The sequence below is a fragment of the Nocardia sp. IFM 10818 genome, from assembly GCF_054655275.1.
Map to the genome: position 1 here is coordinate 14,333 of NZ_BAAHJH010000004.1, position 22,409 is coordinate 36,741.

General features: G+C 67.1%; 23 protein-coding genes and 2 pseudogenes. 10 read left to right on the forward strand and 15 right to left on the reverse strand.

What is annotated here, in order from left to right; translation table 11 throughout:
- The first annotated feature begins 280 nt into the window (after positions 1 to 280).
- Both ACYQ5L_RS40655 and ACYQ5L_RS40660 read left to right on the forward strand, forming a co-directional pair.
- Positions 281 to 841, forward strand: a complete 561-nt coding sequence (locus tag ACYQ5L_RS40655; protein WP_459964073.1) for a hypothetical protein — start codon at positions 281 to 283, stop codon at positions 839 to 841.
- A gap of 2 nt (positions 842 to 843) precedes the next feature.
- Entirely contained in the window at positions 844 to 1,023 is a 180-nt protein-coding gene (locus ACYQ5L_RS40660; RefSeq protein WP_459964074.1) for a hypothetical protein, read from the forward strand.
- Positions 1,024 to 1,445: 422 nt separating this feature from the next.
- On the opposite strand, the gene ACYQ5L_RS40665 is transcribed toward ACYQ5L_RS40660, so the two are convergent.
- The gene (locus ACYQ5L_RS40665; RefSeq protein ID WP_459964075.1) at positions 1,446 to 2,009 is read right to left on the reverse strand and encodes a CrcB family protein; all 564 of its coding nucleotides are present in this window, start codon (positions 2,007 to 2,009) and stop codon (positions 1,446 to 1,448) included.
- Between the two features lie 720 nt (positions 2,010 to 2,729).
- Between ACYQ5L_RS40665 and ACYQ5L_RS40670 the strand changes: the two genes are divergently transcribed.
- Both ACYQ5L_RS40670 and ACYQ5L_RS40675 read left to right on the forward strand, forming a co-directional pair.
- Positions 2,730 to 2,906: a DUF6011 domain-containing protein gene (locus ACYQ5L_RS40670; protein WP_459964076.1), complete on the forward strand. Its 177-nt coding sequence runs from the start codon at positions 2,730 to 2,732 to the stop codon at positions 2,904 to 2,906.
- Complete coding sequence (locus ACYQ5L_RS40675) at positions 2,903 to 3,220, forward strand: hypothetical protein (RefSeq protein WP_459964078.1); 318 nt, start codon at positions 2,903 to 2,905, stop codon at positions 3,218 to 3,220. The genes ACYQ5L_RS40670 and ACYQ5L_RS40675 overlap by 4 nt, the downstream gene beginning before the upstream one ends.
- Before the next feature lie 190 nt (positions 3,221 to 3,410).
- Here ACYQ5L_RS40675 and ACYQ5L_RS40680 read toward each other — a convergent pair whose 3' ends face one another.
- The 14 genes and pseudogenes from ACYQ5L_RS40680 to ACYQ5L_RS40745 form a co-directional block, all read right to left on the reverse strand.
- A complete protein-coding gene (locus tag ACYQ5L_RS40680) occupies positions 3,411 to 3,626 on the reverse strand; it encodes a hypothetical protein (protein WP_459964080.1) in 216 nt (71 codons plus the stop codon).
- Between the two features lie 50 nt (positions 3,627 to 3,676).
- On the reverse strand, positions 3,677 to 4,834 hold the full coding sequence (locus ACYQ5L_RS40685; protein ID WP_459964081.1) for a hypothetical protein: 1,158 nt from the start codon (positions 4,832 to 4,834) through the stop codon (positions 3,677 to 3,679).
- Entirely contained in the window at positions 4,803 to 6,083 is a 1,281-nt protein-coding gene (locus tag ACYQ5L_RS40690) for a hypothetical protein (RefSeq protein ID WP_459964082.1), read from the reverse strand. Before ACYQ5L_RS40690 ends, ACYQ5L_RS40685 begins: the two co-directional genes overlap by 32 nt.
- 11 nt (positions 6,084 to 6,094) lie before the next feature.
- Positions 6,095 to 6,394 (reverse strand): hypothetical protein, encoded by a 300-nt coding sequence (locus ACYQ5L_RS40695; protein WP_459964083.1) that lies wholly within the window; start codon positions 6,392 to 6,394, stop codon positions 6,095 to 6,097.
- A 1,072-nt stretch (positions 6,395 to 7,466) separates the two neighbouring features.
- Entirely contained in the window at positions 7,467 to 9,428 is a 1,962-nt protein-coding gene (locus ACYQ5L_RS40700) for a hypothetical protein (RefSeq protein ID WP_459964085.1), read from the reverse strand.
- Entirely contained in the window at positions 9,425 to 10,162 is a 738-nt protein-coding gene (locus ACYQ5L_RS40705; protein WP_459964086.1) for a DUF4913 domain-containing protein, read from the reverse strand. The genes ACYQ5L_RS40700 and ACYQ5L_RS40705 overlap by 4 nt, the downstream gene beginning before the upstream one ends.
- Complete coding sequence (locus tag ACYQ5L_RS40710) at positions 10,159 to 10,287, reverse strand: hypothetical protein (protein WP_459964099.1); 129 nt, start codon at positions 10,285 to 10,287, stop codon at positions 10,159 to 10,161. Before ACYQ5L_RS40710 ends, ACYQ5L_RS40705 begins: the two co-directional genes overlap by 4 nt.
- Before the next feature lie 35 nt (positions 10,288 to 10,322).
- Positions 10,323 to 10,871: pseudogene (locus tag ACYQ5L_RS40715) on the reverse strand (TraG/TraD/VirD4 family protein); the annotation flags it as partial.
- The gene (locus tag ACYQ5L_RS40720) at positions 10,793 to 12,058 is read right to left on the reverse strand and encodes a type IV secretory system conjugative DNA transfer family protein (protein WP_459964087.1); all 1,266 of its coding nucleotides are present in this window, start codon (positions 12,056 to 12,058) and stop codon (positions 10,793 to 10,795) included. The pseudogene ACYQ5L_RS40715 and the gene ACYQ5L_RS40720, both read right to left, overlap by 79 nt.
- Before the next feature lie 15 nt (positions 12,059 to 12,073).
- Complete coding sequence (locus ACYQ5L_RS40725) at positions 12,074 to 12,424, reverse strand: hypothetical protein (RefSeq protein WP_459964088.1); 351 nt, start codon at positions 12,422 to 12,424, stop codon at positions 12,074 to 12,076.
- A gap of 2 nt (positions 12,425 to 12,426) precedes the next feature.
- A pseudogene (locus tag ACYQ5L_RS40730) lies at positions 12,427 to 13,265 on the reverse strand (DUF5131 family protein).
- Positions 13,265 to 13,957 (reverse strand): WhiB family transcriptional regulator, encoded by a 693-nt coding sequence (locus ACYQ5L_RS40735; RefSeq protein ID WP_459964089.1) that lies wholly within the window; start codon positions 13,955 to 13,957, stop codon positions 13,265 to 13,267. Before ACYQ5L_RS40735 ends, ACYQ5L_RS40730 begins: the two are co-directional and overlap by 1 nt.
- Before the next feature lie 47 nt (positions 13,958 to 14,004).
- Positions 14,005 to 14,238: a hypothetical protein gene (locus ACYQ5L_RS40740; RefSeq protein WP_459964090.1), complete on the reverse strand. Its 234-nt coding sequence runs from the start codon at positions 14,236 to 14,238 to the stop codon at positions 14,005 to 14,007.
- Positions 14,238 to 14,654 (reverse strand): hypothetical protein, encoded by a 417-nt coding sequence (locus ACYQ5L_RS40745; RefSeq protein ID WP_459964091.1) that lies wholly within the window; start codon positions 14,652 to 14,654, stop codon positions 14,238 to 14,240. The genes ACYQ5L_RS40740 and ACYQ5L_RS40745 overlap by 1 nt, the downstream gene beginning before the upstream one ends.
- 193 nt (positions 14,655 to 14,847) lie before the next feature.
- Here ACYQ5L_RS40745 and ACYQ5L_RS40750 point away from each other — a divergent pair, with 193 nt between their 5' ends.
- The 6 genes from ACYQ5L_RS40750 (at position 14,848) to ACYQ5L_RS40775 (ending at position 22,202) form a co-directional block, all read left to right on the forward strand.
- Positions 14,848 to 15,645, forward strand: coding sequence for a P-loop nucleotide/nucleoside kinase family protein (locus ACYQ5L_RS40750; RefSeq protein WP_459964092.1), 798 nt, complete (start codon positions 14,848 to 14,850; stop codon positions 15,643 to 15,645).
- A 31-nt stretch (positions 15,646 to 15,676) separates the two neighbouring features.
- Positions 15,677 to 16,663, forward strand: a complete 987-nt coding sequence (locus ACYQ5L_RS40755; RefSeq protein ID WP_459964093.1) for a P-loop nucleotide/nucleoside kinase family protein — start codon at positions 15,677 to 15,679, stop codon at positions 16,661 to 16,663.
- 779 nt (positions 16,664 to 17,442) lie between these two features.
- Positions 17,443 to 19,482, forward strand: coding sequence for a hypothetical protein (locus tag ACYQ5L_RS40760; protein WP_459964094.1), 2,040 nt, complete (start codon positions 17,443 to 17,445; stop codon positions 19,480 to 19,482).
- Positions 19,483 to 19,688: 206 nt separating this feature from the next.
- The gene (locus tag ACYQ5L_RS40765; protein WP_459964095.1) at positions 19,689 to 20,390 is read left to right on the forward strand and encodes a nucleotide-binding protein; all 702 of its coding nucleotides are present in this window, start codon (positions 19,689 to 19,691) and stop codon (positions 20,388 to 20,390) included.
- A gap of 564 nt (positions 20,391 to 20,954) precedes the next feature.
- Positions 20,955 to 21,275, forward strand: coding sequence for a hypothetical protein (locus ACYQ5L_RS40770; protein ID WP_459964097.1), 321 nt, complete (start codon positions 20,955 to 20,957; stop codon positions 21,273 to 21,275).
- Positions 21,276 to 21,491: 216 nt separating this feature from the next.
- A complete protein-coding gene (locus tag ACYQ5L_RS40775) occupies positions 21,492 to 22,202 on the forward strand; it encodes a hypothetical protein (RefSeq protein ID WP_459964098.1) in 711 nt (236 codons plus the stop codon).
- Positions 22,203 to 22,409 lie beyond the last annotated feature (207 nt).

Genomic DNA, 22,409 nt, shown 5'->3' on the forward strand with positions numbered 1-22,409 from the left:
TGTCGTGTCTGGAGGTGTTTGTGTCAACCGGTGCTGGGATCCCTGACCTGCTGAGCGTATGGACGGTGTTCTGGATTCAACTGCCTGGACTTGTGCGAGTCGTCGCGACGATCATCGTGACCATTACTGCGATGCGGCGGTCTTGTCAGAAGGACGTACCGAAGATCAGTGAAACAGCGATCACCGCGTTCGGTGGTCGTATCGAACTGCCTGCTCGTCTTCGCCGCGGCAAGACCGGAGCACGAGTAGGGGCTGCGGAATCGAACGAGGGACGAGAACAATGAGTCGTCGCAGTCGTCGGCACGATGCACTCGGTGAGAAGGTTGCCGATCAGGGGCTCAACGCAGACCTGAACAGGGCGCTGGCCGAGCTGTCCCGACACGAGTGGCTACAGGTTCAGGTGCTGTTGTTCGTGCAGGATCGTCCAATCGAGGATGTGGTTCCGGAACTGTCAAAGGTCCGTCACGACCGAGAACTGTTCGATCTTCTCAGCACCTATCTCGATGGTCGCAAGCCTCGCCTCGAGGACCGCTGTTTCAACTGCCTGCAAGCGCTCCCACCTCGTGCGCCAGGCGCTCCTGGCAGGCCAGCTGAATATTGCGGAAGCGCATGTCGGCAGAAGGCGTACCGCAACCGCAACCGCAAGAATGAGCGGTACCGGGAAATGCTGCGCACTACCCGGCTGGAGGCGTGGCTGCAGCGAAATCCCTGGGCCCAGAACACGGTTCCGGTCACAGTCTCGGATATCGAGCGGGCAGCGATTGAGAAGAAAAGAGCCCCTGGACGAGCGAAGAGGCAGGCAAAGAAACTGAACCGGCTACCTCCGCCCGACGGGCTCTAGCCGTGATCAGCGGTCCTCTGGAAGACGCTTCTCTGCCGGTAGGCACCCTGCACCGGCAGTGCAAGACCGGCAGACGGAGCGTGGTCCGCGACAACGTCACCCAGGAGCTGGACTACGTACAACCGGAACAGCGGCGCGAATACTCGACAGCAACGAATACCAAGACCAGAGTGGTCGCCTGACGAAGATTTCGGCAAACTGGGTGGCGGGTCTGCATCCCCTTTGCGGATCTGGCCACCGGCCCCCGCCATGCGATTTGCCGAACCTCTTTGTAGCCGCCAGGCACCAGAACTGGCTCGGTGAGACACAAGGCGCGGTTCTCAAACCTGCCTTTGGGAGAACTGCGCCATGTCTCATGTGCTGGCTGCGTTGACGGCACTTCCTACAGTTCCGCTTACTCTCTATGTCCTTCTGCGCTGGGGACCGGACGGCCTGATCCGGCTGATCGCTACCTGCACTGCCGTTCTCTCCAGAGACCGAACCCGGGCCGAGCGTGCGGTACAGGTTCTGGCTCTGGTCCAGCCTCGAACTGCCAATGCAAACGAGCAGGGCGGCGCTACCGACCCAGCGCTACCGCCAGCAGGTGACCGCACCGAGTAGCTGGTCAAGTCAGGTCAGGATCCCCGCGCTGCCGCAGTTCCGGCATTCCCAGGCCATCGCGTTGTCCCCAAACGCCCGAACACGAGGCCAAGTCGTCGAGTTCCAGGTCGTTGGTCGGCTCATCCAGCAGCAGGATGTCGAAGCGGGACAACCGGACCGCACGGGCCTTGCCGCGGTCATGCCGCCGGGTCGGAGGGTCCTCCGGGCCCGCCGCCGGGCGGGGATTGCTCGGCAGGGCCTGGCGGTTGCGCCGGAAGAAGTTGATCACGGCGGCCACGGAGACCAGTCCGGCCAAGGCTGCCGCCACCGAGCCGAGGAAGTACCCGATCACCGTGACGACAGCGATCGGGAACCCGACGACGATGAGGGTCATCGCGGCCAGCCCGATCATGGACTTCCATGTCCAGTGGCCGCTGGTCAGTCCCACCATCTGGCGGTCGATCAGGTCCATCAACCCGGTCGGTGCGGTGCGTGAGCGTTCCCACCACAAACAGTGCGGCCCGCACTTCTTGCACTCGACGTGCGGGTCCGGCTCCAGTTCTCCGGTGCCGGAAGAGATTTCAGTCATGGCCGGTGGTTCCCCTCTGTCGGTGTTCCAGCGCTGAGGGAACGTTAGAGGGGAGGGGTGCACCATGTTGCAGACCTGCTGCGCCCCTGGTCAGGGCCTGTTCGCGGAAATCGTGGGCGGGTGCTGCACACAGGCGAGAGCGATATCGGCAAGAATTGTCAGCCGAGGCGGATAACCTCATCGGAACCCGGAGCCTCCTTCAAGGCGAAACGAGTAACTGGGAGTCCCGCGGCCCCTGCCCATGGCGCCAACCCGGCAGGGGCCGCTTCGCGTTCCGGCCCGAAATCCCCCGGTGCCGGAAAACAAGCCGTCAGGTCGACGGCCATAAGCGGAAATCGTAGTTCGGTGACCCGACAGCCAACCCCACGTCGCCGGGCGAGTCGGACATTGTGGAAGCGGATTGGAATCGGACCTCGGTCCCGATACGGCGTAGCGGGAATGCGCAGGCAAACGACGGCAAAACGCACCAAAAGCCGATAGCGTCCAGTTCGCGAAGGATCGGCGGACCGTTCCCGAATGTCCTCGGGCTGCGCGGGTTTCGCCTGCTGCGCACAGTCCTGAGCGTAGGGATCAGGTGAAGGGCCGAGGTATCACCACGAGTGTTATGTAGCACCTGTGCACCACGCCAGGCGGGGCGAAACGCCCGTATCCGCGTGGGGTGTCGGTCGCTTGTGCCACCCTTCGGGAGAAGTGCTTCTCTCGGCCGGAGGAGAGTGCAGGATGGCCGACATCGACAGACCCGAGGTTCGCCTCGTGGCGCATTGCCGCCGCTGCCACGGCTGGCTCGTCTCGGCGGCCTCGGTCGCCCAGGGTATCGGCCCGACGTGCGCGATCAGGGAGCGTGCCGAGCAGCGTGCCGCGGCCGCGCTGATGCTGTTCGATATCGCGGCGGCATGATCATGGGCCGCTATGACGCCAGCGATGCCGACAACGCCGCGGCCGCGCGAGCAGTCGGGTGGCCGGATCTGGCCGGATCCGAGCCACAGGTCCCCTACGGTATGCGCCTGCGGCGGGAGAAGATGCGCGAGTTCGAGGCAAGCGCGCTCGAAGAGCCGACCAAGACACGGTGGCGGCAGGCCTTGCTCAGTGAGACCGACGCCGGTGCCTGGATCAACAGCCCCTGGCAGGTCGTGGCCATCGCCAACCTCACCGTCGAAGAACGCGACGCCCTCTTCGACAACACACCTGATCCAGAGAAGAACTCGCAGTAGATAGCCCTCGGAGACGACCAGAGCAGCTGACTTGCGTTCTCGCGCGCGGACGCACGTACGCGCGCGAGGCTGGTGATCCGGGGTGGGACGAAAGGTCGGGACACAAGAACCTGGGACAGCGGCGCGAATACCCTCACAACGGCGAGACCCCGGCGGATTCGGCCCGCCGGGGTCTCGCTTGCTATGAGTGCTATTGGAGATGGCCATCCAGGTGGCTCTGGGTGACCGCATCGGCGAAGTACCGTTCAGCGCCAGAGGCGGTGAACGCGTGCCGCCATCCGCTCACCCGGTCGTAACCGAGATCGGTGAGCAGCTGGTCGAGGTACTCCAGGCTCGCGGGTTCATCGGGCCCGGCGCTGACCTCGCCCCACCAGAACTCGGTGGCGCAGTAGGTATCAGCGACCACACGATCGGTTTCCAGGCGCGCGATCAGTTACACCTGCACGGTCTCGCTGCTCACAGTTCGACTCCCTGTCCACGCTGCGGGCGGCGTCCGGCTGCTCGCGCGGGCACTTCCGATTGCGCGGCCCGGTCCGGGCGGGACACGCAGCCGCGCCCTGCCGGGCTCGGTGCGCGGCCGGCGGCGGCCGCCGTGCGCTGGGCGATGGCGTCATCGCGGGCGGAGACCACGCGATCCACCTTGGCCTTCCACTCGTGCTCGCGCCGCGCGGCGGCCTGTCCGAGCGTCCCCGCCTGCCGGGCCCGGTCGTCGACCAGCTCCCGGATCTCCATCCGTGTGGGCAAGTGCAGGCCCGCATCCCCGAGCGTGCGTTCGAGACGAGCACGCTTCTCGGCGTAGGACTTTCGCTCGTACTCGATGCCCATACCCTTGGCGCCGCAGGCCACGCTGTAGATCGAGTCCCCGACCGAGGAGGTGGCGAACTTCAGATTCTCGGCGTCACGGCCGCGCGGGTCGACGAGCTGGGTAGCGTCGATGCACTGGGTGATCGCCTCACGGGTCGCGGTCGCCAGCCGGACCGACCGCTCGTGGACGCGCCGGGTGTCGGCGTCGGCCTTGGTCGTCTCATCGGCGAACAGCAGCTCGGGCAACTGCGCGGGGCCGTGGATGCGCCCGGTGTCGATGTCGTCGAGCACCGCGGCCAACTGGGCGCGTTCCATCGCGATCAGGCCCTGACCGTCGAGGATCTGGCTACGCAGGTGTGTGCGCTGTTCGGCCAGGCGGGTGATCTGGCCGTTCACGTCGTCGGTGACCGTCATTCCGGCCGAACTGAACACCACACCGAGCCGGTTGACCTCTTCGTGGTCCATGCCGCCTTGGGCGAGGTGGTCGGCGGTGTCGAGCAGTTCGGCAGTTTCGGCGGCGTAGTCGGCCAGCGCCTCGCCCAAGGCGTAGCGGTCGACGTAGCCGGGGAACACCTCGTAGTCGACTTCGCGCTTGTCGCGGATCGCGCGCCCGGCGTCGCGGACCTTCGCCTGATCATCTGCGGTCATGACCGAGATTTCCTCAGCCACGATCTTCGCCGATGCCGGATTGTTCGCGTAGGAGGCCAGCAGGCGCGGCACGCGGCCGCGGGTTTCCTCGCCCGGATCCACGACGACCGGGGAGTCGAGCAACTCGACTTCACCGGTGCTGCCGCGCAGGTAGTCGACCATGAATTCGACTGTCGCCCGTAGAGGTTCGGGCATCGCCACCGCCGCCAGGTCCGCGGCGAGTTGGGTGCGCCGCTCGGATTCGCTGCGCAGATGCGCCCGCGGGTCGACCGGGGAAACCCCGATGCCCCGCCAGTCCGACAGCGCGGTCATGACCGGGCCTTTGGTGTCGGTGGGCAGCGCCATGGCGGACACGCTGTCGAGCACCGCGGGAAACCCCGATGCCCCGCCAGTCCGACAGCGCGGTCATGACCGGGCCTTTGGTGTCGGTGGGCAGCGCCATGGCGGACACGCTGTCGAGCACCGCATCCTCACGGGCCCGCAGCTGCCACGCTTCGGCGTCGTCCTGGGCGTGTACCGGATCGAAGTCCGGATCGAGCTCGACCGTGAACCCGCGCGGATCGATCCGGACACCCCACTGCTCGGCGTAGTCGTGTCTGAGCTGAGCCAAGGCAGTAGCCGCGGGCTGAGAGTTCTCGTGCCAGACCATCGCGTCGGCCAACGCTGCGACCGTGGCCGCCGGATTGTTCGGTTCCATTGCCGCAATGCGTTCTTCGGCGCGGGTTTGGCCCTGCTCGGACTTGGCCAGGAACTCCGCGACCGCGTCCTCACCAGCGGCTTGTGCTTGCGCGGCCGCAGCGGCCAGGAGCTCGTCGCGGTGGCGGGCCTGGTTGGTCGCGACGGTCGCACGCAGGTACGCCATGCGCTGGCCGTGCCCGGTCGGTACTGCGATCTGCGGTGGATCCGCGGGCGCCTCGCCGCTGCCGCTGGCCACGGAATCGATGAATCGCGCGGTGGCGGGGTCGATCTGCCCGCCAGCGGCCAGTGCGGCCACCTCCGAACGGATCGCGCCCAGCTCGGTGCTGGACTGGGTTTCGGTGTCGGACATGGGATTTCCTTCCTTGAGGGTGGGTTCCTGCTCCCAGCCGGGCGCAGGTTCGGCCGGGGCGCTCATCTCGGTGCGGGAGAATCCGCGCCGTTCGGCGGCCCGGAGCTGGTGTTCGGTGGTGGCTTTGCGGATGGCGGCCAGCTGCGCGTCGCTGGGGACGCGCTTGGCCGGGGCGAGGTCGGGATCGAACAGGCGGGCCACCACGCGGCGGCCCCGCACCTTGCCGACCATGAGCGCGACCAGGGACTGACCGGGGCTCTTGCCCATCTCCCGCAGCTGACGGCGGGTTCGCAGGTGAGACGGGGCGAGGCCCCAGCCGTACTCCTGGCGGGAGTCGTCCGGGGCCTCGTCGACGGTGGTCACGTCCTGATCCCTCACACCTGAGCGGCGGTCAGATCGGCCAGACCGAGCTGTGCGGCGAAGCACATTGCCGCGTCCTGTAGGCGTTCCTGGTCGCGGCGCAGGTTGTGGCATTGGGCGCGGTAGACCCTGACCCAGTGCTCGGCGATGTCGCGGTCGTGGGTGACGCCGTCGAGCTGGCGGCGCAGTTCGGTGATGCGGGCGGCCATCTGCACGATGACCGCGGCCGGATCGGCGAACAGGGCGGCGTGTTCGGGAACCGCGAGGATCTCGCGGGCCAGGGCCTCGATGGCGGTGTCGGCGAGAGCGGACATGTTTCCTCCTGAAATGGGTTGGATGAGACGGGGAATCGGGGTTATCGGCCCTGGTCGGGCCCGCCACGGCCTTTGCTGCGCCGCTGCAGGTGCGCCATGCCGTCGCCGGACTGGGTCAGGCGCGGTTCCAGCACCGGGCGTTTGGCGGCGGCCGAGGGCGGGTGGGCGTGCCCGGCGTCGGCGGCCATGCGCTGGGCGATCTCGTCCTCGGTCAGGCCCGCACCGCGCAGGGCGGTGGCGAGCCCGGCCCGGCGCGATTCGCTGTCGTAGGCGACCGGCTCGGGGGTGCGGGTGGCCGACACCATTTCCCGCCGCGAGGTCCAGCGGTCCTGGATACGGCGGGCCTGCTGACCGAGGCGAGCCGCGTCGGTGACCGCACTGTCGAGGTAGTCGGTGAGCCGATCCCGGACCACTTCGGGCACACCGGCGGTGTCCAACTTGGCGGTCAGGCGGTCGTTCACGCCGCGGTCGGTGTAGTCGGCCAGGTTCACGCGGTAGGCCGCGAGCTGGTTGTGCGCGTCGACGACCGAGGCGATATCGACGTGCGCGGACCGTGCCGCACCCGCGGGAACCGCACCCGAGGACAGGATCTCGTCGAGTTCGCGCCGATGCTCAGCAGCGCTGGCGCGGGCGATCTCGTCGGAGCGTTCGGCGTCGGCGGCCGCCGCGGATCGGTCGTCGGCGAACAGCTGCGCGGGCACCGTGGTTTTCCCGGCGTCGATATCGGCCAGCACCGCGCGCAGCTGGTCACGCTCCAGCCCGATCAGGCCCTCACCTTTGGTGATGGCTTCCTCGATGCCGCCGCGCAGCGAGTGCGCGCGGGCCCGCATCTCTTCGCGCGAGGCCGCCTGTTCGGCGGGCAGGTCCTCGCCGTCGAGGGCGAGCGCTTCGACCTGGGCGGCCAGGCCCGCATAGGTGCGCACCACGGCGTCGAGGCGGTCGCGGTCGACGTGGTTGGGCCACAGGCGTTTGTACTGGGCGGCGGGGTTGTCGCGGATCGCGCGGCCGCGCCCGCGGGCGAGATCCTGTTCCTCCTGCGGCAGGAGGTTGACCGCACCGGTGAGCTGGTCGGTCACGCTGGTGGTGTCCATGCCGTGGCGCAGCCGATCCTGATACCGCACCAGCATGTCGTCGATGCGGGGTTTGACCTCTTCGGCCGGATCCACCAGCGGGGCCGTGGTGCGGCGCAGCTCGGCGGTGGCCGAGAGCGGCGCGGTCTTGCCCAGCTCGTCGACCGGCACCAGGCCCTCGGGGTGGCCAGGTAGGTGGCGGTGAACCGCAGCCGCGCGCGCAGGCCGTCTTTCCCGCCGGCGGCGGTCACCTGGCGGGTCAGGTCATCGAGGGACCGGCCCGAGGGGTTGCGGCGCCAGGCTTCGATCTCCCCGTACAGGTGCCGTTTCGCCGATTCCTCGATACCCGGATCAGCGGCCACGAGCGTGACCATCCGGTCCCCGGCGGTCGCGATCCGGTTGTCCACGGCCCGCTCGGCTTCGGCGCGGGCCAGCTGCGCCGACATCCCCGAGGCGTCGATGGTGGCGGTGCCACGGTCCATGTCGAGAGTGATGCCGAACCGGTTGCGAATGTGGCCGACCAGATCCACCTGGGCGCGCCGCGCCAGCTCCGAATCTCCGGACCACACCGCCGCATCCCGCAGCGCGGTGGCGATCTCACTGCGCGAGGCGCGATTCCAACCCCGCTTGGCCATCTCCGACAGCCGCCCCTCGATGGCCTTCTGCTCGGCCGCGCGCGCGGCTTCGAGCGCGCGGCGCGCGGCTTCATCGTTCTTGGCCCGCTCGGCTTCGAGGCGGCTGCGCTCGGTGATCTGCGCGATGATCCAGAGCAGCTGCTGCATGAACTGCTGGCTGGCGCGCGAGAAGTGCGCGCTGTAGTGGTCCACGGTGTCGTCGTGGACAGGCGGTGCGTCCTGGAAGAACGCCATGTCGGTACCTCCGAGAGAATCAGCGAAAGGAGAAGAAGTCAGGGCGGTCAGGGCCTCGGCCACCGGCAGCCCGGCAGGGTCGAGGCCCGGCGGCCGCGGGCCCGGCCCGCGCGCGCGAGCATCCGGAGTGGAGGGATCCAGGAACGGCACCGCCTCCAGATCCGCCAGGCGGTGACCGGCCGCGAGATGGTCGGAGAGGTCTTTGCCCTCACGGGCAGCCACGACCCGGATCCGGCCGATACCCAGCCCGGACAACGTGGCCAGCACCCGATCCGCGCGCCGATATCCGGGGGCGTCACGGTCGACGACGATCAGCACCCGCGAAGCGCCACGCAGCCAGGCCGCATGCTCGGGCCGCCAGGCCGCGGCGCCGCCGGCGTTGGTCGTCGCGGTCAGCCCGGCGGCGGCCGCGTTGACGGCATCTTTCTCGCCCTCGCAGATCGCGACCGTGCGTCCGGCGCCGATCGCGGCCAGCAGCTGCGGCAGCTGGAACGGGATCGGCTCGAATCCGGTATCGGCCCAGCCGTTCGCGGTCCAGGCTCGTTGGGCGAATTTCTTGTCGCGGCCGCGCTCGAATGCGGCTTCGCGGCGGATGACCTCACCGGCGACCGTGCCATCGGCATGCGTGTACGGGTAGACAGCGACCTGCTTCCACGGCGAAACCTGCTGTCCCAGACCCGGTTTCACCGCCGTCAGCGGCAGCCCCGCCGCATCGATCGCGCGATCGGCACGCGATATCTGGCGGGCCCGGCGCGGCGGGGTGTAGCCGCGGGCAGTGCGTTCGGGCAGGTGGTCGAACATGTCGCGCACCCCGAGCCCGACCTTCGCCAGCACGTCCTCGTTCTGGCATCCGGCGAAGCAGCGCACCACGGTGCGGTGCTGGTTGGTGTCGTATTTGACGCCCAGACTCGGGCGGTGCGCGCGCCCGTCGCCTTCGTGGGCGGGGCAGCAGTAGCGGGTCCACGCGCCCGAGGGCCGCCCCGGGCCCACGGCCTTCTCCAGCGCGTCGGTGATCGTTTCCCAGGAGGTCTGGTTACGATTCTCGCGCGCGCTCGCGCGGCCGCGCGCCCGCGAGTCCGGGCGGGGCGCGGTCATCCGGGGAAGTCCAGGATCTGGCGGCGGTGCACCGCGCCCGGCGAGGCGGGCGGCACCACGATCCCGTTCGGAGTGATGAACTCGTTGCCCGTGCCGAAGATCCCGTCAGGCGCCGGTACCACCGGCAGCGCGGACAGCCGGGGATCGTGGCCCTTCGCGGGAGAGCAGTACTTGAAAGGGCCTTCCACATCGAAGAGGCGGTCCATGTGCTGGTCCATGTGGTTGAGCCAGTACGCCGACATCTCCGCGTTCTCGCCCTGCCGCGCTGCCTCGAACGCCCGGTGCAGCGCCTCGAACCGGCCCGTGGCCTCCCCGTGCTTCCACCACTCCGGGCACCAGCGCACCTTCTCCTCGGCCCCGCGCTCGATCACCTCACGCCGATACACCTGCGTGAGGTAGTCCTCGACGAACTCCTTGGCCGACGCGTACTTCGGTTGCGGCTTCGGCGGTTCCACCTCTTCCGGCTCCGGCGCAGGCTCCGGTTCGGGTTCGACCTCCGGTACCGGCGGGTTCAGGGCCTTTTCGGTCTCGTGGATGGCGGTCTCGCGCATGCCCGCGATGACCTCAGGGGTGAGCATGTCGGCGACCACACCCGAGGCGATGTCCTTGGCTTGGCCGTTGATCTGCGCGGTGACGGCCTTGCGGATCGCGTCGGAGAACAGCTCGCCCAGATCCATATCCGGGATCACTTGCTCGGGCGCCACGGTGGTCTGTTCGTTCACGGTGTCGGTCATGCGGTTTCGCCTTCCTCATCGGTCCACGGCGGCACCGCACGCAGAGGTGCACGCTGTGCCGGAGTGGGGGTGTTGTCGAGTTCGTCGAGCGCTTCGGTGATCTGCGCGCCGTAGGGCGCTCCCACCAGGGCACGGTCGCGCACAGCACGGGCCGATGCCCGGAGGTGAACACCAGCAGCCGCCCCTTGGGCAGCGCCGCGAGATCGGAAGGGGTGAGCGTGGTTTCGGTGGTGCGCGAGGTCGATGCCGAGATCGAGAGGCCGCCCTCGCGGCTGCGGCTGCGGCTGGTCGAGGTGACCTGCTCGTAGTGCGGGCCGACCAACTCGCTCATGTCGCGCAGAAACCCGGTGTCTTTCAAGTTCGCACCCAGGCACAACACGTTCGCGGCCGACAGCAGCGCTTTCATGCCGTCCAAGCCCCAGCAGCGCACGCCCTGCGAGAACGACTGCAGGATGGTCATCACGACCATGCCGCGCGACCCGAAATGGGAGTACTGCTTGGGCAGATCCGCCCACTTCACGATATTGGCGGCCTCATCCAGGACGATCAGCAGCGGCACCGGCAACCGGCCACCGCGATGACGGGTGCCTTCAGCGTCACCGGCGGCCGCCACGGCCGCGCACAGCGCGGTCACCAGCGGGCCCGCGCTGCCCTTGCCCTCCTTGGACAGCGGGTAGAGGGTGCCGCGGCCGCGCACGAAATCGGCCACCGTGAACGCGCGCCGCGGGCTCTCCCCTTGGCCGGCGGGCAGACCCACGGATGAATCCGCGTGTACATCAGGCAGGCCGCCATCTTCCTCGCGGTGGAGAAGACGCCACCTTTCTGCTTGTCCGGGGCGGTGTACTGGTCGTGCAGCGCACCGGCCATCAAGCCGAACCCCGCCGCTTCGAGAATTTCGATCGGTTCGCGGTTGGACTTCGTGGTCAACCAGTCGAAAGCCTGCGTAATCGGGCGCTTCACCATGGCGCACGCCAGGAACAAGCTCGCGAGCAGACCCTCACCCTCCGGATCGAAGAACGCGTCGCGTTTGTCGGCCTCACCAGCGGAAGCGAAATGCCCTGCCAGCTCCGCCGCGCGTTCCTGAGCGCCCGCGCCGCCGTCCTCACCGGCAACCCACGCGATCGGATCCCAGTACCAGGTGCACGGTTCGGCCGCGACGGACTGCGGGTCGAACACCCACGCCACCTCACCGGATTGCTCACGCACCGCGCGGGTCGCGTCCACGACATCGCGCTTGTTGCTGGTGGCCACGACCGCACCCGGGGCTTCCATCACCGCCGGGATCACACGCGAGGTCGACTTGCCCGAGCGCGGGCCCCAGATGTCGAGGTGCAGATCCTCATACGAGCCGTACAGCGGGCGGCCATCGGCCACCGCGCGCGCGATCATCACACCCGGGGCGTCGCCGTCGCGCAGCTGCACCTTCAGCTTGCGGGCCTGCTCGGCCATCGCTTCGGGCCCGAGGTCGTCGAGCTCGCGGCCGCGGGCCATCCAGCGGGCCTGGGAATCGATCGCCTCGCGCGGAATCCGGGTGCGCGCCAGCGTGTTCGACGGCTTCACCCGCTTGGCCTTGGGCTTGTTCATGCGGGTCTTGAGTTCGCGGCACTTGGCGCACGCCACCCGCCACGCCCACACCGACCCCGCCGCCCCGGCGACCGTTCCGGCCACCAGGGTCACCGCGCCGGCGGTCGCGGCCCCGGTCCACTCCACCTCCCCGGTCATCATCCGAATCACCAGGTCCAGGGGCTGCCAGGTGATGCCGTCCTGCTCGGGTGCGCCGTAGAGCAGCTCGCCCAGGCGCAGCGACACACTGGCCGCCTCCCCCAGACCAACCGCACCGGTCACCGCGATGAGTTCCTTGTACTCGCCCATATCGCCGCCACCAGGGGCTTTCACGCTGCGGTCCATCGCCTACGCCCCCTGCTCATCCGACGCGCCGGGAAGGGAATCAGGCAGTCGCACCGGCGGATCGAAATCCGTGACCCCGCACAGCGCGCAGCGGCGGCCCAGCCCGCTGTAGAGCAGGGATTCGGCCGGTTCCCAGCCGCCCCAGGCGTGGCCGAGCAGCTCGCACGCCTCGATACCGACGCACCGCTCGCACAGCACCCGCTCCCCGGTCTGCACCCACTCGAATTCGGTCAGCTCCTCCCGAACCGCCTCGACGGTGTCGAAATGCCAAGGGCTGCCGTCATGCTCGTCACCGAGGGTGTTCCCGCACCGGTCGCACTCGACCTCGAACACCGTCTTCAGCCGGATCGCCATGGCTACGCCACCCCCGGCATCTGGTCCCAGATCCGGCCGTCGAGCTCACGACCGGCGGCTTTCGGAGTGCGCCCACCCCACTGCTTGAAGAAGAACGGCACCCTCGCCGTGACACAGTCCTCACGCAGGTCGCGCACCCAATCCGCCTGCATCGGCCGGGCGTTCGGGCCGGACTCGCCGCCGCAGATCACCCAGTCGATCGCGGGTTGAGGGGACCAGCCCACACATGCGCCCGTGCACGAGCAGTCGAAGGCCACCGCGTCGTCGGGATACCGGCAGGCGCACCCGTCCGGGCAGGAATCCGGGAACAGGAACCGATCCAAATCGATCGGCCCCAGCAGCGGCTCACACGACAGGAACCGCACCGCCGCAGGCACTTTCACCAGCTCGTCGATGCGGTGCGTGACCGCGCCGTTCTCGACCGATGTCCCGAACCACAGGTTCGACGGGAACAGCAGGCCCTGCTCGGCCATGCGTGCGGCGCGGCGGGGCCGCTTGGTCAGCACCTGGTAGGTGTGCTGCGGGGTGTCCCACATGACCTGGAACACCGACCGCACGAACTCGTCGGTGACCTTCGCGTGGAACAGGTCCGACATGGAGTTCACGAACACCAGCCGCGCGGTCCGCCACTTCCGGGGATCTCCAGTGCCGCAGGGTGCATAGCGACTCCGAAGCCGGGTCCGGAGGTGCGCGGATCACCATCGGTCTGGTACTTGGCCGCGCCCATCGCGTTCAGGCGCTTGGCCATCGCCAGGGCGTAGCAGTTGGTGCAGCCATCTGAAATGCGGTCGCACCCGGTCACCGGATTCCAGGTGACCTCGGTCCACTCGATCCCGGTCATCACGCCGCCACCTCCTGCGACCGCACCTGCGAGTACGCGCCCTGAGCCGTCTTCACCGCACAGCCCAGCTCGGCCGCGATCTCGCTCCAGGTCCGGCCGTCACCGACGCGCAGCTGCATCACCCGCTGCTGGAAGCCGAAGTCCCGCACGCACTTGCGCGCCGCCCGGCGAGGCTTCGACGGCGCGACGACGACCGCGGGCTCAGGGGCAGGCGCGGGCGCGGGCGCGGCGGGTTCGGGCTGGGCGACCTTAAGGGCCTTGCGGGCGGTCTCGACCGAGCAATCCAGACGAATCGCGATCCGACGCCAGGACAGGCGCGCGCCATACAGATCACGCACCCGTTCCTGAAACTCGGGATCGTTCCACCGGATCGAACGGTCCTTCGGGCCACACTTCGCGCTCACCGCAGCGGCAGGCGCACCGCTCGCGGCCACCTCAGCCAGCTGCTGGTGCGCGAGGGCAGCGCCATTCTGAGTCTTCTTCGCCGAGGGCACCCACACCGACGCCACCACACAATCCGAGGGCTGCATCTGCAGCGCCAGCTGAGCGCATTCGGCCAAGACCGGGCAGCTCGCACAGATCCGCTGCGCGGCGTGCACATTGCGGAGGTTGGAGGAGAAGAAGAGATCCGGGTCAGTGGCGCACGCCTTTTCGCGCCACACCACACCCGGGACGACAGTGCTACTGGTCATGGAACCCACCTCAGAACGGGAGTCGATTCGAGAAGAGGAAGAAGCGGTCATCGCGGCTCACCGCCATGCGGGAGCACCGAAACCGAGCGCAGGGAGCAGAACGGCTCGCACGGGCCCGGCGTCGACGGCACCGTGGAACTGCCGTCGCTGAAGTCGCTGGCGGTGACCACGACCGCCACCACCACAGCCAGCAGCACCACCACGGCCAGGCCGGACAGCAGGAAGCCCAGTGACGGCACCGCCAGGACCACATCCACGCGGATCTCACGCTCGCGGACCATCACGCCACCACCGATCCGGGCGCCGTCGCATCCACCGCCGGACAGACCGACAGGTGACGAGCACGCGGCGCGCCGAAGCGCTCGAAGGCGGCAGCGGTGGTCAACCGCTCCATGCATTCCGCGCCCGCGAACATCGACTCGCGGTCCAACAGGTCATCGACCTGCACCTGCATGTCGTGCAGCTCGGCACGCAGGCGCTCTACCTCAGCGGTCAGCTCTGCGATACGCGATCCCGAGAGATCCTCGGCGGGTCCGCCCGGTAGCAAGTTCACGCCGAGATCGTGAACTGTCCAGTGCGTGGAATTGGCCGCGTTCAGCGGCGGATTGAAGTGATCTTTGCTTGCAAACGTATTGAGGGATCTAGCTGCAGTTATGGCATGAGCACCATGCCTGCGAGTAGGGGTGGGAAGCCTCATTGAACGTCTCCTGGGGAGATTGGCATCACATAAGAACTGTTCATAGTCTGCGCTTGAACAGTTCAGATGTCGAGACTTTTGAGAAACTTCCCAGGGGAAAATCCTCTGGTAGATGGCGGAAGACGCTCTTGTGGTATGGGCTGCTACCGTTTGGCTAGCTAAGTGATCGGCAGATCAGAAGGGCTCGAATGCCATGACTGAACAGACCAGTGAGGCGCGCAAGCGTCAGATCGCGCGCGAGATCCGCAACGACATCGAAGCTGGCCGGTTGCGGCCCGGCGATCGGCTGCCATCCGGCCGTGAGCTGGCCGCCCAGTTCTCTGTTGGGCTGGGAACCGTGAACGCTGCTCTTGAGCAGCTGGCCAATGAGGGTCTGGTCATCAGCCGGGCCCGGTCCGGCCGAATCGTCGCCGATGCAGCGGCAGCGGTCGGTGAGAAGCCACCGACTGCACGTCCTCGCGCGGTGTACATCGGCGGATATGCAGGTAGCGGCAAAACGGAGGTGGGCCGCACGCTGGCACGGGAGACCGGATGGGCCATGCTCGACAAAGACACACTTACTCGCCACGTTGTGGATGCGGCCCTGGTCCAACTGGGCAGCACCATCGCCGACCGCGAATCCGCCACCTATATGGACGTGGTGCGACCAGCCGAGTATCAATGCCTCGAAGCCGCGGTCGCGGAGAACATTTCGTGTGGCGTGAGTGTGATTGCGACGGCCCCGTATCTGCGTGAGCTGACCAACCCGGCATGGCTGGAACGCACCGCCGCAACGCTCAGGAGCATGGGCGCCGATATGTCGGTGATCTGGATCCGATGCTCGGCTGATTCGATGCGCAGCTACATCGAGCGCCGCGGAGCTGCTCGCGACACCTGGAAACTCGCCCACTGGGAACAGTATTTGGCCGGAGTCGATACCGAATTCGTGCCGCCGTGGCCGCACAGCCTCATACGGAACAACCCCTGGACGAACCTATCCAGGCTCAGGTGAAGGCATTCCTGCGCTCGCTTGAGGGTGCGATATGACCAGCAGTGTTGGCGTGATCCTCTATGGTCCGCCGGCGTCAGGGAAGGACACTGTCACCGCTGCGCTGTGCCGCCACGATTTTCGGTTCGAGCAGTATCAGCGGCTCAAGGTTGGGCCTGGTCGGACCGAGGGTTACCGGATGGGGACCGCCGAAGAGCTGGCCCAGCTCGCTGAATCTGGTCAGATCCTCTACACGAATCGTCGCTACTCTGCGGTCTACGCCATCGATCGGCCAGAGATCGAACGTCTGCTCGGCAGTGGGCGGATTCCCGTTGTGCACGTCGGGCAACCCGAAGCCATCAACGAACTCACCACGGCGCTACATGCGATTCGGTGGATTGTCGTTGAGCTATGGTGCCCCCGCATGATTGCCGCCGACCGCATCGAGGCCCGTGGCACTGGCGACAGCATCGAGCGGATGCAGGCGTGGGACGAGACACCCCGACTATCCGCACCGGACCTCCGAATCGACACCGCCGAAACCGCCCCGGAAGCGGCCGCAGAGCTCATCGCGACCGCCAGCAGCAAGCCCTGGACGGTCGTTGTTCCCACTCTGCATCTGGTCCAGACCGACGGCACTATCAATGTGCCAGGAACCCGCCGCTATGCCGAAATCGCCAGTGCGACATGGGTAGACCTGTTCCTGATCAACGGCAGCACCACGCGCGGCGACCAGCTCAGCCTGGACGAGCGCACCGCACTACTCGACATCTGGGTCAATGCCGTTGGCCCAGAACGTGTACTGGCCTGCGCCTGGACTCCGGACGACATGACCGCAGCCATCGACCGAGGCACCACGCCGATGGCTGTTGTGCAGCCTCAGGGCGCACCTGACCGCCTGCTGCAGTTCTTCCACTCACTGCCCGCCGGCGCGACCATCTATAGCCATCCAGGCCTGTTCGGCGGAGGGTGTCAGCCGAACAGCTTGAGCTGGCCGCCCGCGGCGGGTGCTTGCCTGCGGGAGGAAAGCTCGCGAAGGTAACCGTTGACGAGGTTTCCGAGATCCACGCCGCTGTACCGAACTTCCGGCTCTGGGACGGCTCGTCCCGGCACATTGGCCGGTCCGTGGCCGCCGGAGCGGACGGGATCGTAGCCACTCCCCTCACAGCGCTCCTTGCCGCCGAACTCCTCCCGGGATATGGAATCCGTGCAGAACAGCGTGAATCGTGTACAGGCAGAGCTCGATAAGCTGGCCGACCGGGCACAACGACGTGAGCACCTGCTACGTGATCTGCGTAAGAATCTGGGGGCCGCATCCGAGGCTTAGCTATGGAAACTAAACTTGGATTCCATTGCGCTACAGTGGCTTTAAGTACCTGATGATCATCAGCATGTTCCGCGCAGAGCTGGCATGACCAGCCACCGATGAGCCGCGGCCTCACACGCTCTGTACGAATTCTGACCGGCGCGCCTCCCGCACCCGCATCATGAATTGCACTAGTACTTATGGTCATGGCTAGACATGCGAAGCTTCCCCCGACACGACCTGTGGGCACGAATCTCTCGCACGAGGTCATCGCCGCCCTTGAAGCAGCGGTCGAAGACCGCGGAGTGAGTAAGCGGGCGTTGTTCGAAATCGCGTTGCGCCGAGAGCTCGGATTGCCCGACTACCCGGGTCTTACGGGCCCAGAACAGGAGACACTGCCCCTGGCTGGCTGAACCAGTAAGCGGGTCAAGCACCCGCCCTGACATCACCCATAAACGCGAAAAGCCCCCGGTCTTGCACACCGAGGGCCACCGCTCCCCGAAGGGATTTCGTCTTTGCACGACGGATCTCAGGGTAACGCACGCGCTCATGCAGGTGCGAGCGAACACGCCCTCGTTTCTGTTAACGGAAATCACACTCCGTCTGAACAGCGAAAACACTGCCAGTACGCGCCGACACGCCAGTTCCTGCTGGCCGTCGATCGGGTCGCGTTCGAGCGCCAGTTCGTGCTGATCGCTGCCGACAACAGCTCTCCGGCCCGTGTCGACAGCCTCGACACGGCCCGCGCGGCGGTCGCAACTGGATTGGTGTCCACCGCTGGCGGGCGACTCGCCGACGGGCTGCTGGGGTGCGACATAGACGCTGACGATCCGATCGTCGGTGACGCCTGCGCCGAGTCCCTGATCGCCTGGTGCGACAAACACGGGCTGCCGTACTTACTGCGTGAGAGCGGCCGTCCCGGCGGCCGGCATGTGATCGCAGTCGCGACAAATGCGCAAGTGCCGGTGCGTGAATGGGCACGGTTATGCCAGAAGGTTTCGCGCCGGTATCGCGTAGTGGTGCAGGACCGCACAGGGCAGGTGATGCGTTTGACGACCGCGCCGCACCGGATCGGGCTGCCCGCGCCGGTGATCGCCTGCACGCTCACCCCCGCAGCCGTCGTCGACGCGATCCGCATCCACCGCCGCACATTCGCACACGCAACCCACAGGCCCAGCGCCAGTCGCATTGGCCGCGCGAATATTGTTGCGGCCGGTACGGATTCGAGCCGATCCGCCCGTGAGTTCGGGGATGTGTGCGCGATGGTCCGACACGGCTGGACCCCGCAACGGATCTGGGCCGAGATCGCCGGGCAGGACGGCAAAGCCGCGCAGAAGGGCGAGCGCTGGGCTCGCCGCTACATGCTGATGAAAGCAGTCACCGTCGTAGCCGCCGAAGAAGGAGCCGACGAGGCCGACGCCTGGGGGCGGGCGAGCCGGGCCTGCCCGGAGATCCGGGCCAAAGGCCGCGACTGGTGGCGGTACTGGTGGCGTCGCGCGCTCAAGGAAGCTAACCGCGACCGCCCTCGCCGCCGACGCCTGCCGGGTGACCGCACTGGTGAAAACAGCGCTCTGTCGCAGGAACTCGCCACCGAGCTGGACGCGGTACGCCGAGGCCTGCGCGCTGCCGCCGACACCGTGCTTGTCGCGATCGACCCGCGTCGGCGCCACAGTGTGCATGCTGCCCTGCATGCCCTCGCCTACGCCCTCGTCACCCGCGACGGCTCCATGAGTGACCGGACTCTTGCGGAATGGGCACGCATCGACACCCACACAGTCCGTGCCGTACGTCGCACGGCCGTGGATACCGGGCTGCTCGTCATCACCCGTTCTTACGGTGGCGGCACGAAGGATTGCACCGCATACGGCCTGGGGCCCGCCGCTCAGCACGCAGTCGCGGCAGCTCGTCGGATTTCTTCCCCCACTACGTGTACGACCCCCGTCCCCCTCGGCTCCGCCTGCCCCCACCGCTTACGTCTACGCCACACTGCCGACCGTAAGCGCTGGTCGCTGCGGTGTGATGTGCTGGCTGTGCTGGCCCCTGGTGAAAGACTCGCGACCAGTCGTCACCCAGCAGCTTGTCTGTTGAGATCACTGTGGTACCAACGCAACTGGTGGCGGTCGTTGACACCTGAGCAGCAGCGGGCGCGCGTGCAGCAGCGTCAGGCTCTCTTGCGCAAGTTGGACGCTGCCGACCGCTCTGCCTGGTTCGGCTGGCTCGGGCGCCGTGAACTGGTGTGTAACGCTGTCGACCGGATTCAGGAGCGCCCCGCCGCTGCGACGCACGGCGATATCGTCAGCGTGCTGACCACGCCGCTTACGATCCACCGCGGGATGGCCGACCCGCGATGGCGCGACGGGGGACTCCGACCCGAGCGGACCAGTTGGCCGCGTGATGCTGGACGAGGTGCGCCTCGGTCGGCTGTCGGCGAAGGATCGAAAGGTGAAGGGGTGGCTGGTATCACGGCCAGCAAGGTTGCAAGTTCGGCGGCACGCCAGGCCTCCGGGTGCGATTTCGTCGCGGATTCTTTCCGCGCATTCGAACTTGCGCGGTGATTTACCGCGGTAAAGCTGGGCTAGGCGCACAGCGATGCACGATCGGAGGCCGGCGAGATTTCAAGACGCCGGCAGCGCGCGCGTGTCCGGCACATCTTTCCGGGGGCGCGCCGTTAGGCTGACCGGCAGTCGTGAGCAAATCGTGACTATCCCAACCAATCCGAAGTAACCCGCCCCGCGCGGGTGAAGTACACGGAGGCATATAGATGGCGTACGTGCAGGTGTTGTTGAACCAGAAGGGTGGCGTCGGAAAGTCCACCCTCACAGTGAATCTGGCGGCTACCACTGCCGATGCACTCACCGGCTCTGACCCTGATACCAGTTCACCGGTCGCTGCGGTGTCGATCGACCCTCAGGGGTCTGCCGTGTGGTGGGCTGACCGGGTGGAATCGCTGCCGTTCTACATCGTGCAGGCCCACGACGACCTCGACAGCCTGCGAAAACTACGGGACCTCAACGGAATCGACCACATCTACGTCGACACCCCCGGCTGGATCGGGCAGGACGACGACGATTCTCCTCTCGGCAGCGGCCCCGCAGCCGACGCGCTGCGCGCCGTGCTGGAGTCCGCCGACCATGTGCTCGTGCCGATCGAGCCGGAACCGTTGGGGTTCGACCCGACCGCCCGCACCATCGAGAAGGTAGTAAAGCCCCTGGGCCTCGACTACCTGGTCGTCGTCAACAACTGGGATCCCCGCGACGGCACCGCCGACCTGGAACAAACCAAAGACTTCGTGCGCGCTAACGGATGGCCGCTCGCCAACACCGTGGTCCGCCACTACAAGGTCCACACCCGCGCCGCCGCGGACGGCCTGGTCGTCACCGAATACCCGAAGAACCGAGTGTCCATGGAAGCCCGCGCCGACTTCAGCAAGCTTGCGCTGGAACTGAAGATGGGGGCCCGGTAATGGCGAAAGGCGGGCGCACCAACCTCGCAGACCTCGTGTCGGCCACCGGGAAGAACTCGGTGATCGACGGCGAGAACATCACACCGAAACCAGTCACAGGCGGCGAAACACCGCCAGCGCCGCAGACCTCAGCGCCACTGACCGAACTGGCCGCCAACCCGCGCAACCCGCGCGAAGAGCTCGGTGACCTTTCCGAGCTGGAATCCATCGCCACGACCCAGCTGCAGCCAGCACTGGTCGTGACCCGGGAGGCGTATCTTTCGCTGTACCCCGAAGACGAGCCGCAGATCGACGCCGCCCGGTGGGTCGTCATCAACGGCTGCTGCGTTTGGCTGCCGCCCACAAATTCGGGCGCCCCGACCTCGAGTTCGTGGTCAAGAACGAGATCGCCGCATCCCGAGTCACCCTGCTCGCGGCCGCGATCAGCGAGAACGTCGACCGTCGCGACTTCGATGTCATCGAAGAAGCCCGCGCGGTCGAAGCCATGGTCACCGAATGTGGCACCGCCGAACTCGCCGCCCAGGAACTGCAGAAATCCCCGGTTGGGTCTCCCAGCGGCGCGCGTTGCTCCAGCTCGAGCCCGAGTTGCAGGCCGCGCTCCGTCGAGGTGACCTCGCCATCCGCGACGCCCGCGTCCTGGCCCGTGTCCCACGCGCCGAACAGGTCGAACGTTGGCTCCAGACGCAAGAACCCAAACCCGACACCGGTGACCGGCAGCTGAAAGACCGCACACCCGCCGATGCCGACAGCATTGCCAAGTCCCTGAAGAAACTTGCCGCCCGCCCGGATACCCTCGCGGTCGCGCTCGTCGACTACCTCGACTCCGATCAGCTACAGAAGCTGGTCGACTCCCTGACTGCCACCCTGGCGATCAACGACCGGTAGGGGTTGTTTACCGCGGTAAAGAACAAGCAGGGACGGCACTGCGGCCGCGCTGCCGTCCCTGCTTGTCGAAGCCCACACTGCTAGGGGTAGACCCCGCGCCGCTACCACCCATACGTGAGTAGTACCCGCCCATACACGGATACGGATGTGCATGGGCGGGTATGGAATGTCAGTCGATAACTGACAGGGAGCGTATGTCAGTTGTAGACTGACAAAATGGCTTCCGTAGAACCGCACCCCGAAGATGACCGTTACTCCTACAGCACGCGCGCGCTGGCCCGGCTGGTGCTCTCCGAGCAGATGAGCGAGGTGGCAGACCATGCCGCCTCGCTGGTGCCGACCATCGGCGACACCGGCCTGCGTGGCGGCGAAATGGTGGAAGCCGCCCGCGGGCTGCTCAATATGGCGCAGGAGGCCATGGTGCGCGCGGTCCTCTACGAGCGATCGCGACACACTTCCTGGGAGATGATCGGCGAGGTCCTGGACATCACCCGCCAGTCCGCGCACGCGAGGTTCCGCGCGGCCGAGCAGGAGTGGAAGGAGGCACTGCAGGAACCGTTTTACGAGTCGGCCGGGCCGATCCGGAACCTGCAATTGCCCGAAGCGGCCTACCAGCCGACCATGACCGGGCAACGACTGGACAAGTGGGCGGCCAAGCATTGCGACGAGCCGGAGCGTTCGGTCACCGGCGGACTGCCCCAGCTGAGCGTGATCGAGGAAATGGGCCAGGTACTCGCCGCGCTCAACCATCTCTACGGCGAGATGCTCTCGCCCATCGATCAGGGCAAGCATGCGCGCCTGCTCGATCGCAAGGCCGCGCTGCTGGACCGGATCGCCACCGAGGAAGGTCGCCCCGAAGCGGCCCAGCAGGCCGCGGAAGCGCGGGCACTGGCCGCCGAACTCCGCGCCCAGTCCGGCGACAAGTAGAGGGGAGCCACACCTCCCTTACCTGTCCGTACACGTCCCGCACTCGCCCATACACAGGTGTGGGCACTGTGCCCGCCAGCTCCGCGCGCCCTCGGGACCCACGACGAGATTGCCGCTCATCGCCACAACCCAGCCGATATCGACAACGATGCCCCGTACCGAACACGAGCGACTCGAAGCTCAGATCACCCCGAAGGGGGACCGCTG